The sequence below is a fragment of the Azospirillum sp. UENF 211521 genome (assembly GCF_058780535.1).
Map to the genome: position 1 here is coordinate 676,725 of NZ_JBSNCF010000003.1, position 12,110 is coordinate 688,834.

The following is a 12,110-nucleotide window of genomic DNA, read 5'->3' on the forward strand; positions in this document are numbered from 1 at the left end:
GCGTTCAACCCCAAAGAAAAGCAGGCGCAGCATGATCCTCGATGCTCGCTCGGTGTCCTCGGGCACCAACCTTGACGCGGACCTCTGCATCGTCGGCGCCGGCGCCGCCGGGCTCGCCATAGCCCGTGCCTTGGCCGGCTCACGCTGGAAGATCGTCCTTCTGGAAAGCGGCGGGCTCGACCCCGACGGCCACACCCAGTCGCTCTACGCCGGGGAGAATCTCGGCCTGCCCTACGAGCGGCTGTCCACCGCGCGCAGCCGCTATTTCGGCGGCAGCACCAACTGCTGGGGCGGCTTCTGCCGGCCCTTCGAGCCGATCGACATGGAGGCGCGGCCCTGGGTGCCGAACAGCGGCTGGCCCTTCGGGCCGGAGACCCTGGCTCCCTACTACGCCCGCGCCCACAGCCACCTGAACCTGCCGTCGAACATCTACGACAACGGCCATTGGGAACAGACCCTGGCGCCCGACGGGATCGAGCTGATGCCGGTCGAGGGCGGCGCCCTGGAGAACCGGATCGCCCAGATCAGCGACCAGCCGCGCGTCGGCGTGACCTCCGTCGACGAGATCGTCCAGGCCGCGAACATCGCCTGCTACCTGAACGCCAACGTCACCGAGTTCGAGACCAACGACTCCGCCACGGTGGTCGAGCGGGTGCGCTGCGCCGCGCTCAGCGGCGCCCGCTTCACGGTCACCGCGCGGCAGTTCGTCCTGTGCTGCGGCGGCATCGAGAACGCCCGCCTGCTGCTGCTGTCCAACCGGGTGCAGAGCGCCGGTCTGGGCAACGGCCACGATCTGGTCGGCCGCTACTTCACCGACCACCCGCGGATCAAGGCCGGCTCCGTCCGCCTGACCGACCAGGCGCGGCACCGCCGCCTCTACGACATGACGCTGACCCTGTCGCGCCGTCGGCTGAACGCCAAGCACCTTCCCGTCTCCGCCTCCCTGTCGCCGACGGTGGAGACGCAGCGCCGGCTGGGGCTGATGAACTCGCGCAGCTATCTGGTGGCGCAGTATCATGGCGAGGCGACCGCCGGGGTGCGGGCGCTGCACGACCTGCGCATGCTGATGTCCGACCGCCGCAAGTTCGGCCACGCCGAGGGCGACCTCAAGGCCCTGCTGCGCGAGGCGGTGCCGCAGATCGCGCTGCATCTGCCGAATCTCGCTTACGCGATGTTCGACAATGTGGTGAACCCGGCCTGGGTGACGCGCAGCTTCCTGCTGGAGACCATCGTCGAGCCGGTGCCCAATCCCGACAGCCGCGTGACCCTGGCGGCGGAGCGCGACGCGCTGGGCCTCAACCGGGCCGACACGGTGTGGCGCCTGACCGAGCAGGACCGCGACAACTTCCTGCGCACCAACGAACTGGTGCGGACGGAGCTGACCCGCAACGGCCTGATCACGGTGACCGAGGCCGACCCGCAGGAGGCCGCCGAGCGCGCCTGGGCGGAGCGCATCTCCTGGTGCTGGCACCATATGGGCACCACCCGCATGCACGACGACCCGAAGCAGGGCGTGGTGGACGCGCGCTGCAAGGTGCACGGGATGCACAACCTCTACATCGGCGGCAGCTCGGTCTTCCCCAGCATGGGGTGCGACCACCCGACCATCAACCTCGTGGCGCTGGCCTTCCGCCTCGCCGAGGAGGTGGCGGCCCAGCTTCAGCACGACCGCGCGGTCACGCTGGAGGGCCAGCAGGCGGCGTGAACAGCCGGTCCGGCAAGGGCGGGGAGCGATCTTCCCGCCCGCAACCCCCAGTCCCCGCCTCAATCCTGGTTGACCGAGAAATCAACTCAACTACTCTTGGGTCAAGAACGGTTCGAGGGACAAGAGGCGTTGGGGACGGGGATGGCGGACGATATCGGGACGGGAAATCCGGACCTCATGCTGCGCTTTCAGGCCATGCTGGACACGGTGCCGGATGGAGTCGTCATCATCGACGCCGAAGGGCGCATCCAGACCTTCAACCCGGCCTGCGAGCGGCTGTTCGGCTGGACGGCCGCCGAGGTGATCGGCCACAACGTCAAGATGCTGATGCCGCCGCCCTACCGGGAGGAGCATGACGGCTATCTGGAGCGCTACCACCGGACCGGGGAGCGCCGGATCATCGGCATCGGGCGCGAGGTCACCGGCCTGCGCCGCGACGGCACGACCTTCCCGATGGAGCTGTCGGTCGGCGAGGCCTGCCGGGAGGCCGGCGGCGACGGGGTCTACATCGGCATCATCCGCGACATCAGCGAGCGCAAGCGGGCCGAAACCGCCCTGCGCGAGCGCGAGGCCCGCCTCACCTCCATCCTGGAGACCGTGCCCGAGGCGATCATCGTCATCAGCGAGCGCGGCCTGATCGAATCCTTCAGCCCAGCGGCGGAGCGGCTGTTCGGCTACAGCGCCGCCGAGGTGACGGGGCGGAACGTCAGCCTGCTGATGCCCTCCCCCTACCGGGAGCAGCACGACCGCTACATGGACCATTACCTGACCACCGGGGAGCGCCGGATCATCGGCATCGGGCGGGTGGTCTCCGGCCTGCGCCGCGATGGATCGGTCTTTCCCATGGAACTGGCGGTGGGCGAGGTGCGGTTGGCCGGGCACCGCTGTTTCACCGGCTTCATCCGCGACCTGACCGAGCGGCAGGCCACCGAGAAGCGCCTGCAGGAACTTCAGGCGGAGCTTCTGCACGTCAGCCGGGTCAGCGCCATGGGCCAGATGGCCTCCACCCTGGCGCACGAGCTGAATCAGCCGCTGACCGCCGTCATCAACTACGCCAAGGCGGTCAAGCGCCTGCTCGACCGTCCGGACGGGGCGGACAAGGCGCGGGAGACGATGGACAAGGCCACCGCCCAGGCCGCCCGCGCCGGCCAGATCATCCGCCGCCTGCGCAACTTCATCGAGAAGGGCCAGACCGAACACACGGTGGAGAGCATCGGCAAGGTCGTGGAGGAGGCCAGCGCCCTCGCCCTGGTCGGCGCCAAGGAGCGCGGCGTCCATGTCCGGCTGGAGATGAGCGGCGACGAGCGGCCGGTGCTGATCGACAAGATCCAGATCCAGCAGGTCGTCCTCAACCTCGTCCGCAACGCCATCGAGGCGATGGCCGAGTTGGAGATTCGGGAATTGACCGTCGCCACCGGCCCCGACCCGGAGTCGGCGGCGCTGATGCGCGTCACCGTGCGCGACACCGGCCCCGGCCTCAACGAGACCGTCCTGGCCCAGCTTTTCCAGCCCTTCGTCACCACCAAGGAGAAGGGGATGGGGCTCGGCCTGTCGATCTGCCGGTCGATCATCGAGGCCCATGGCGGCCGCCTGTGGTTGGAACCGGGCGACGGAGGGGCCACCTTTGCCTTCACCGTGCCGGTTGCCGGAGAGGATGATGCGCCCTGAGTTCCCCTTGTTGCCCGATATCCCGCCGTCGGACATGACGGTCTTCGTCCTGGACGACGACGAGGCGGTGCGCGATTCCGTGGTGATCCTGCTGGAATGCGAGGGGTTCCGGGTCGAGAGCTTCGAGTTCCCCCTCGCCTTCCTGGACTCGGACGCGCCGTCGCGGCCCGGCTGCCTGCTGGTCGATGTGCGGATGCCGCAGATGAGCGGGCTCGACGTGCAGGAGCGTCTGGTGCAGGAGGGGCGCGGCCTGCCGGTGATCGTCATGACCGGCCACGCCGACGTGCCCCTGGCGGTGCGGGCCATGAAGGCCGGCGCCATCGACTTCGTGGAGAAGCCCTTCGACGAGCAGGCCCTGATCGGCAGCGTGAAGGCCGCCCTGGCCCGCGCCGTTCCGCCCCCGGCCGCGCCGGCCGCCCAGGCGACGGCCCCCGCCCCCACTGCCCCCGCCGTCTCTCCGGAGGTGCTGGAGCGGCTGTCCAGCCTGACGCCGCGGGAACGCGACGTGCTGCAATGGCTGGTCGAGGGCAAGTCGAACAAGGTCATCGCCTTCGAGCTGTCCATCAGCCCGCGCACGGTCGAGATCCACCGCGCCCGCGTGATGGAGAAGATGCGCGCCGACAGCCTGCCCTCGCTGGTCCGCATGGCCCTGGCCGCCGGAATCACCCCCAAAGGGGAGTGATTCGGGCCGCCGGGCGGCCCCGGCGGCGACTGATCCACATCAAAACCACGCCCGATAAGGGGAACTCCGTATTCCGGCACCGCCGGTCGGCTTCTATCTTCCCTGTAACGCCCGGACGACGGGCGTCATTCCGCGTGATTTCCGATGCTGGAGGCAGTCTTGGCCGAACCGGGCGATAGCATCGTCTACATCGTCGACGACGACGAGCCGGTGCGGGACTCGATGAAGGCGCTGCTCGAAGCCTGTGCCTTCGAAGTGCGCGACTACGCGTCGTGCCAGAGTTTCATGGACCAGTACAACGGCAAGCCGTCGGGCTGCCTCGTCCTCGACCTGCACCTGCCGGTGATGAGCGGGCTGGAGTTCATCGAGCGTTTCGGCGCGACCCTGCACGGCCTGCCCGTCATCATGGTGTCGGGGCGCGGCGATCCCGCGACCTTCGCCCGCGCACGGGAAGCCGGCGTGACCGCCTTCCTGGAAAAGCCGTTCGAAGAGGACCAGCTCCTTGACGCGGTGCAGCGCCTGCTGCCAGCCTGACCGTCCTTCTCGGTCCTGAGAGGGCCGCCGTTCCCCGGACAGGGTTCGTGAGACACCGTCCGCAGCGGAGCGCGCCCATGGCGTCCGAAGACCCCACCCCCCGCCCCTTGTCCGCGTTGGACGCCGTGCGCAGCCGCCGCAGCGTCCGCGCCTTCACCGCCGAGCCGGTGCCACGCGCCGTGGTGGAGCAAATCCTTGAGGCCGCCAGCCGGGCGCCCAGCGGGTCGAACATCCAGCCCTGGAAAGTCCATGCGGTGGCCGGTGCGGCGCGCGAGGCGCTGTCGGCGGAGCTGCGCGCCGCCCATTTCGACCCGGCGGACGATCAGGCCGGGGCGGAATACACCTATTACCCGACCCAGTGGTTCGAGCCCTATCTGGCGCGGCGCCGGAAGATCGGCTGGGACCTCTACGGCCTGCTCGGCATCGCCAAGGGCGACCGCGAGGCGATGGCCCACCAGCACGCCCGCAACTACGACTTCTTCGGCGCTCCGGTCGGGCTGTTCTTCACGATGGACCGGCGGATGGAGCAGGGAAGCTGGCTCGACGTCGGCATGTTCATGGAGAATGTGATGGTGGCGGCGCGGGGCTTCGGGCTGGACACCTGCCCGCAGGCCGCCTTCATCACGTACCACCGCATCGTCCGCCGCCATCTCGCCATCCCGGACACCGACATCCTGCTGAGCGGCATGGCGCTGGGCCACGCCGACCCCGACGCGCCGGAAAACCGCCTGGAGACCGAGCGCGCCCCCGTCGCCGACTTCACCCGCTTCCACGGCTTCTGACGCCTTCTTCCAATCCCGGAGGGAAGAAGGGTGCCAAGGGCACGGCCCCTTGCGTGACGGTGCCAGTCCATATTGACTCCCGGACGGTCGGCGCTCACCGCCAACTGATGTTGAACACAATGAACCGGCGGCGGGGAAGGGCCACGGGCGAAGCTGACCGCAGTGCAGGAGAGCGTCCGCGCCTGCCCTCAGGCAGTGTTCCACCGGTTCAGCTCTCGCTTTTGGAACACTCTTGAACTTCTGAATTTGTCTCTAAGCGGACTTTTGTTCAAGACCGCTTAGAGACAGTAACGGATATGTGCACCGCTGATATGAATGACTGTGTTTAACAGGACGCGGAAAAACGAACATATTCCGGCTTTTTGCCTCCGCTGAGGCTTGAAAATAGCGTTTCCGACGCCCGTTTTTGCCAGAATGGAGCGCCTTTTCGCGCTCCGAGATGCCCAGAGCCGCCGTTGAGGCGGATTTCGGGCGTGATTATGCCGCCAGCAGCTTGGGCAGGCGGATCAGGTTGTAGGCGGTAGCGGTCAGGGTGAACATCCAACCGACGCGGGCCGTGCCGCGATGACGCGTTTTGCGCAAGCCAGCTCCCTTGATCCAGCCGAACAGCTCCTCAATCCGTTTGCGGATGCGCAAGGACACGGCATAGCCACTGTGGCGGGTGGTCCGGCCGTCGATCGCCGAGCGGCGCTTGCTCGTGTTCTGCGCGACGTGCGCAGCGGCGCCCAACTCGCGCATGTTCGCCACGAAATCCCTGGTGTCGTAAGCCTTGTCGGCGCCCACGGTGATGCGGTGGGGGCCGGGGATGGCCTCGACCATGGAAACCGCCGCCTCGCGTTCGGCCAAGCCGGTGGCTGCCGTCAGCCGGACATCCACCACCAGGGCGTTCCGGTTCTCCATCAGGGCGTGGCCCATGAAGGCCAGCTTCGCCGGCTGCCCGTTGCCCTTGCGGTACAGCCGCGCCTCGGGATCGCTGGTCGAGGCATGGGTCTCGTTGGACCGCTTCTCGCCATGGAAGTCGCGCTCGCCGTTGCGCCCCGGCCCCGGCGGCTCGCCGCTGCCATCCTTGGGCCGGAAGCTCTTCACGCTGGCCCAGGCTTCGATCAGCGTCCCATCCACCGAGAAGTGCTCGTCCGACAGCAGCGCCTTGACCCGGGGTTGACCCAGCACGGCGGCCAGGAACTTGGCCGCCACATCGCCGGCCAGCAGGCGCTCACGGTTCTTGGTGAATACCGTAACGTCCCACACCGGGGCGTCCATCGACAAGCCGACGAACCAGCGGAACAGCAGGTTGTAATCGAGCTGTTCCATCAGCTGGCGTTCCGAGCGCACCGAGTAGAAGGCCTGAAGCAGCAGCGCCCGCAGCAGCTTCTCCGGCGGGATCGACGGTCGACCGATCGTCGAGTACAGCCCCTCGAACGTCGGCGACATCACCTCCAGCGCTTCATCAACAATAGCCCGGATCGGTCGTAGAGGATGGCTCGCCGGAACACGGGCCTCACAGCTCACATAGCTGAACAGGCCCTCGCTGTGGTCGTCCGATCCCCGCATCGTCCCCTCGCCAGCCGCTTTCTCTTCGACCGGAGAGAAGCACGACCGCCAAGCCGGGCATAGCCTTTTTCAGCGGCCTGTTAATTGTGAGCTGCCCAACAGTTTTCATAAGAATGCCGGACAACGCTGCCAAACAATCGGATTACGGAATAACAGCGTCATTCTCGGTCATTCCCACACCAAGGCGTGCGGATCAACAAGTACCAGATTTTTGCGGCGTTCCTTGCATCACACCATATCGAAAGGAGTAGAAATCAAATTGCCTAAGAGGTAAAGTGTATGCGTTTGGGCGGGTCTTCGTGGGTTGTGGCAAAGGCGAGGCGCTATCGGTGATGTCGGCTGGCCAATCGAATGATGGCGAGGAATACTCGCTCAGTACATCTTTTTGGGAGCAAGGGCAAGCCCTCGGCTTTCCGGTCCGGTTTGACAAAGTTTTGCTTCATCTTCGGCAGGACATGCGAGATGACTGGTATTCCGATTGCCTGCAATACAATGATTTCTTCAATAACCCGAGAGAGGCAAAGAAAATCATCTTATCGCTTCTTCAGGAGTGGAATGGTGCTTATTGCGGAACACGGAGCACCGTCCGGAATGTCCCGAAGAGTGGCTATGGTGAACGTTACGGCCTCGAAACAGATTTTTTCGATCGCTTCATCTACCAGTCAATATGTAGCTTTCTCATCCCATATTATGATAAGCTGCTTAGTCATCGCGTTCTTAGTTACCGCTATGATTCCAATCCCCAAAATCCAAAGTATCTATTCAAGCCCAAGATAGCAAGATGGTTTACTTTTGAGGGGGTGACGCTTACTTTCGTCAGATCAAAAAAATACCTATTGGTCACTGACGTAAGCAACTTCTTTGAAAATATATCTCGCGCCCAGCTGATTGAGCAGATGGAGCGCACCATCCCGAACATTGACGCGACAGGGCCTGAAAAGCTGCATATTCGCAATGCCATTAGAACACTGGACAGATTGCTTGAGCAGTGGACATTCAACGGTAGTCACGGCTTGCCGCAAAATCGGGATGCATCCTCCTTTCTGTCTAATATACTGCTGTCCGCTGTGGACTATGAAATGGCTAATAAAGGTTATGACTATTACCGATATGTCGACGATATCCGGATTATTGCAAACTCCGAGATACATGCCAAGCGCGCACTCCAGGACCTGATTCGGCAGTTGCGCACGGTGGGTTTGAATATCAATGCAAGCAAAACTAAGATACTGGCGCCTGACATACCCGAAGATGTGCTTGTCGAGGATTTCCCATCTCAGGATAATACTAAAACCGCAATTAATCATATGTGGCAGTCACGCAGCCGCCGGATCGTGACGCGTTCGGTCACCTATATCTTTAACATACTCGTCGATTGTATTGCGCGGGGAGAAACTCAATCGCGTCAATTCCGTTTTGCAGTGAATCGAGTAGCGCAAATTGTGGAATCAGGCCTCTTCGACGTGAGCGACACCTTATCAACATCGCTGCTGGACGCACTGTCTGGAACATTGTTGGATCAAGCCGTAACGACCGATCAATATTGCCGATTGATCACGATCTTGGACAGAGATGGGCGCTGCCTGCCGGCATTGGAGAAGTTTCTCTTGGCAGAGGAAGGCACCATTCATGACTGGCAAAATTATATTATCTGGCTACTCCTTGCACTGCGCCGGTATCGGTCCGATGCTCTCGTTGAACTGGCTGATCGCAAGCTCCAGGAGGATATGAGATCAGCAGAAGCTGCGGCCATTCTCATCTGGCTCCGATGCGTGGGAGAGACCCACCTAATCGAGAGAGCGGTCCAGCGTTTCCAGCCGTCGCTGCCCTATCTGAATGCACGTTATCTGCTGATATCGGCGTCCATCCTCCCGACGGAGAGTCTGCGGCCGTTGCACGGCTTGGTACCAACGGGACTGAAGGGCACGGTCGCTCGTGTGGCGCGCCACGCCAATGACGACGGCCTACCGTTCGCTGTCCGTGAGCGACCCGATCTCCTGAACCTTGTGGATGAGGTCAGCGAATATGATTGATTTCGCATGGAAGCTTCTTCTGTTCACAAGTGACTTCACTGGGCGGGGTGAAGACTGCTTCTATTGGCTGGAAGATGATAAACTGAGCGAGACGAGCGCCGAACAGGTTGTGGGGTTTCGAGGTGCGGTTGTATGTCACGATTTCTGGATGATCCGTGATATCCTCTTCGATAAAACACAAGATTTGCCGAGATCCATCATTGATCTCGACGAATTTCGAATTGCGATCAGCGGGAATCCCGAAGACAGGCTCTCTCGTGAGAAGGTGGATATTACCGGCGAATTGGAACGATATGGAGCAAACCCAGAGCTCTGCTCCGCCTACAGAAGGATGTTTTACAGAGGGGTAAAGTTCGACGCAAACGTCGCATGCGAAGCCGCGAAGATCATGGCCAAGATGTACAATTCCCTGTGCGCGGAAGCTTCTTTAAATGGCGAACTCGAACGCTTCTTCACGGTGGAAGTGCCCGTATATCGGCTTCTTCAGAGGGCTATGTCAGCCGGGATTGCCATCAACTCTGCGATCCTGTCAGAAAAGAGAAAGGATGCAGAACATGACTACTACTTATGCTTGAAGAACTATTCAGCCAAACATGACATGCCATTGGAGATGCCTACTCAGAAGGCGATTGAAGACAAGTTGATTTCTGAAGGATTTGATCTGACTGGCGTATCCACCGATTATGTTTTAGAGTTCTTGCCGCATGAATACGACTTTGGCAGCGATACGCTCGATCTCCAGGAATTTGATTCAGCTAAGCGGGTACTGTCATCACTTACCTTATCGAGCGGACATTCACGGCCGATCATAGATATCTTTGGATCCCGGACATCACGCGTACATGTGCGCAGCCCGCCTTTGCAAAATCTTCCTAAGAAATACAGGAATATAATTGCTGCACGGAAAGGGGCCAGTCTCTGCTATGTCGACTTTGATCAGTATGAGGTTGGCATTATGGCAGCGTTGTCCGAGGATCCGGAACTTATAATACTCTATAGTGCTGGCGATATGTACGAACTGTTTGCAACAACCCACCTTGGGCTTGCAGGAAATCGGAAGGCCGCCAAGCAGCTGTTTCTCTCATACGCCTATGGGATGAGCCGGAAGGCCTTAGTTGATGCAGCGGTGTCACTCGGTGCAGACCGCGGACGGGCGAAGGCTGCCTTCAGGCTCTTCTCCAAATATGAAGAGTGGAAGAAGGCCATCTGGGTCGAATTTCAGCGCGATGGCCGCATTGCCACTGCACAAGGAAACCATTATAAGAGGATCGGCACAGGGCAACTATCTTCGAAGGAGTGCCGCTCCACAGTTAGTCAAGTGGTTCAAGGTACTGCTTCGTTAATCTTTAAGAAGGCTCTTCTGGAAGTTGGCGATTTAGAGGACGTAACCATTATATTGCCTATGCACGATGCGATTCTATTCGAGTTCCGTTTTCCGGATACGCCAGCGAAAGTTGTGAATGCATTCGAGAGGGTAATGACCGAGCAATTGTATGGTCGCGTCAAAGGCAAAGCCTCAATCGGCCAGTTCGCCTCAAACTAATTGACCGCTCTGATTCATGACAGTGTTCGCGAAATCAGTGGCTGGTTTCAAAGGCTCCTCCCCCCCAGCTAAGGAATGAAGGCTGTGAGCGCGGGCTCTCGCCTAACAGAGCGTTCCGGATCACTGCTTCGGAATTCGCCAACACTGTCTCGGTCATGAGCTGCCTTTCCAGGCATGGCTGTTCCTAGCCCTGAACCGACATACGTAAGAGCTTGGGCGGGGAGCACCCCCAACCTATGCAACGTAGAAGCCATCTTCCAACTCGACACGGACGGCACGAAGGAGCTGAGCCGACGTTCGGCTCTAACAGGCCGCTGAAAAAGGCTATGCCCGGCTTGGCGGTCGTGCTTCTCTCCGGTCGAAGAGAAAGCGGCTGGCGAGGGGACGATGCGGGGATCGGACGACCACAGCGAGGGCCTGTTCAGCTATGTGAGCTGTGAGGCCCGTGTTCCGGCGAGCCATCCTCTACGACCGATCCGGGCTATTGTTGATGAAGCGCTGGAGGTGATGTCGCCGACGTTCGAGGGGCTGTACTCGACGATCGGTCGACCGTCGATCCCGCCGGAGAAGCTGCTGCGGGCGCTGCTGCTTCAGGCCTTCTACTCGGTGCGCTCGGAACGCCAGCTGATGGAACAGCTCGATTACAACCTGCTGTTCCGCTGGTTCGTCGGCTTGTCGATGGACGCCCCGGTGTGGGACGTTACGGTATTCACCAAGAACCGTGAGCGCCTGCTGGCCGGCGATGTGGCGGCCAAGTTCCTGGCCGCCGTGCTGGGTCAACCCCGGGTCAAGGCGCTGCTGTCGGACGAGCACTTCTCGGTGGATGGGACGCTGATCGAAGCCTGGGCCAGCGTGAAGAGCTTCCGGCCCAAGGATGGCAGCGGCGAGCCGCCGGGGCCGGGGCGCAACGGCGAGCGCGACTTCCATGGCGAGAAGCGGTCCAACGAGACCCATGCCTCGACCAGCGATCCCGAGGCGCGGCTGTACCGCAAGGGCAACGGGCAGCCGGCGAAGCTGGCCTTCATGGGCCACGCCCTGATGGAGAACCGGAACGCCCTGGTGGTGGATGTCCGGCTGACGGCAGCCACCGGCTTGGCCGAACGCGAGGCGGCGGTTTCCATGGTCGAGGCCATCCCCGGCCGCCACCGCATCACCGTGGGCGCCGACAAGGCTTACGACACCAGGGATTTCGTGGCGACCATGCGCGAGTTGGGCGCCGCTGCGCACGTCGCGCAGAACACGAGCAAGCGCCGCTCGGCGATCGACGGCCGGACCACCCGCCACAGTGGCTATGCCGTGTCCTTGCGCATCCGCAAACGGATTGAGGAGCTGTTCGGCTGGATCAAGGGAGCTGGCTTGCGCAAAACGCGTCATCGCGGCACGGCCCGCGTCGGTTGGATGTTCACCCTGACCGCTACCGCCTACAACCTGATCCGCCTGCCCAAGCTGCTGGCGGCATAATCACGCCCGAAATCCGCCTCAACGGCGGCTCTGGGCATCTCGGAGCGCGAAAAGGCGCTCCATTCTGGCAAAAACGGGCGTCGGAAACGCTATTTTCAAGCCTCAGCGGAGGCAAAAAGCCGGAATATGTTCGTTTTTCCGCGTCCTGCTA

Annotated in this window: 9 protein-coding genes; 8 read left to right on the forward strand and 1 reads right to left on the reverse strand. The window is 62.1% G+C overall.

The genetic code is table 11. The features are described 5' to 3' along the window. Positions 1–31: 31 nt before the first annotated feature. From ACWPN5_RS27755 to ACWPN5_RS27775, 5 genes are all read left to right on the forward strand, one after another. Entirely contained in the window at positions 32–1,705 is a 1,674-nt protein-coding gene (locus ACWPN5_RS27755) for an FAD-dependent oxidoreductase (protein WP_200477412.1), read from the forward strand. Positions 1,706–1,882: 177 nt separating this feature from the next. After that, a complete protein-coding gene (locus tag ACWPN5_RS27760; protein ID WP_492298603.1) occupies positions 1,883–3,373 on the forward strand; it encodes a PAS domain-containing sensor histidine kinase in 1,491 nt (496 codons plus the stop codon). Positions 3,374–3,380: 7 nt separating this feature from the next. Continuing rightward, on the forward strand, positions 3,381–4,055 hold the full coding sequence (locus ACWPN5_RS27765) for a response regulator transcription factor (RefSeq protein ID WP_492298605.1): 675 nt from the start codon (positions 3,381–3,383) through the stop codon (positions 4,053–4,055). A gap of 144 nt (positions 4,056–4,199) precedes the next feature. Further along, the gene (locus tag ACWPN5_RS27770) at positions 4,200–4,589 is read left to right on the forward strand and encodes a response regulator transcription factor (RefSeq protein ID WP_247877433.1); all 390 of its coding nucleotides are present in this window, start codon (positions 4,200–4,202) and stop codon (positions 4,587–4,589) included. Between the two features lie 77 nt (positions 4,590–4,666). Further along, complete coding sequence (locus ACWPN5_RS27775) at positions 4,667–5,371, forward strand: nitroreductase (RefSeq protein WP_492298607.1); 705 nt, start codon at positions 4,667–4,669, stop codon at positions 5,369–5,371. Between the two features lie 477 nt (positions 5,372–5,848). Here the strand turns inward: ACWPN5_RS27775 and ACWPN5_RS27780 are convergent, their stop codons facing one another. Beyond that, positions 5,849–6,922 carry an IS5 family transposase gene (locus ACWPN5_RS27780; protein WP_492298609.1) on the reverse strand — a complete coding sequence of 358 codons (1,074 nt, stop codon included), beginning with the start codon at positions 6,920–6,922 and terminating at the stop codon, positions 5,849–5,851. Positions 6,923–7,254: 332 nt separating this feature from the next. Here ACWPN5_RS27780 and ACWPN5_RS27785 point away from each other — a divergent pair, with 332 nt between their 5' ends. From ACWPN5_RS27785 to ACWPN5_RS27795, 3 genes are all read left to right on the forward strand, one after another. After that, positions 7,255–8,955 carry an RNA-directed DNA polymerase gene (locus ACWPN5_RS27785; RefSeq protein WP_492298610.1) on the forward strand — a complete coding sequence of 567 codons (1,701 nt, stop codon included), beginning with the start codon at positions 7,255–7,257 and terminating at the stop codon, positions 8,953–8,955. Further along, entirely contained in the window at positions 8,948–10,498 is a 1,551-nt protein-coding gene (locus ACWPN5_RS27790; protein ID WP_492298612.1) for a DNA polymerase, read from the forward strand. The genes ACWPN5_RS27785 and ACWPN5_RS27790 overlap by 8 nt, the downstream gene beginning before the upstream one ends. A gap of 387 nt (positions 10,499–10,885) precedes the next feature. Continuing rightward, a complete protein-coding gene (locus ACWPN5_RS27795) occupies positions 10,886–11,959 on the forward strand; it encodes an IS5 family transposase (protein ID WP_492298613.1) in 1,074 nt (357 codons plus the stop codon). Positions 11,960–12,110 lie beyond the last annotated feature (151 nt).

What these genes read in the sequence shown, in the direction of transcription:
- ACWPN5_RS27755 (WP_200477412.1), top strand. Translation starts at nt 32, where the DNA reads ATGATCCTCGATGCTCGCTCGGTGTCCTCGGGCACCAACCTTGACGCG.
- ACWPN5_RS27760 (WP_492298603.1), top strand. Translation starts at nt 1,883, where the DNA reads ATGCTGCGCTTTCAGGCCATGCTGGACACGGTGCCGGATGGAGTCGTC.
- ACWPN5_RS27770 (WP_247877433.1), top strand. Translation starts at nt 4,200, where the DNA reads ATGCTGGAGGCAGTCTTGGCCGAACCGGGCGATAGCATCGTCTACATC.
- ACWPN5_RS27775 (WP_492298607.1), top strand. Translation starts at nt 4,667, where the DNA reads ATGGCGTCCGAAGACCCCACCCCCCGCCCCTTGTCCGCGTTGGACGCC.
- ACWPN5_RS27780 (WP_492298609.1), bottom strand. Translation starts at nt 6,922, where the DNA reads ATGCGGGGATCGGACGACCACAGCGAGGGCCTGTTCAGCTATGTGAGC.
- ACWPN5_RS27785 (WP_492298610.1), top strand. Translation starts at nt 7,255, where the DNA reads ATGTCGGCTGGCCAATCGAATGATGGCGAGGAATACTCGCTCAGTACA.
- ACWPN5_RS27790 (WP_492298612.1), top strand. Translation starts at nt 8,948, where the DNA reads ATGATTGATTTCGCATGGAAGCTTCTTCTGTTCACAAGTGACTTCACT.
- ACWPN5_RS27795 (WP_492298613.1), top strand. Translation starts at nt 10,886, where the DNA reads ATGCGGGGATCGGACGACCACAGCGAGGGCCTGTTCAGCTATGTGAGC.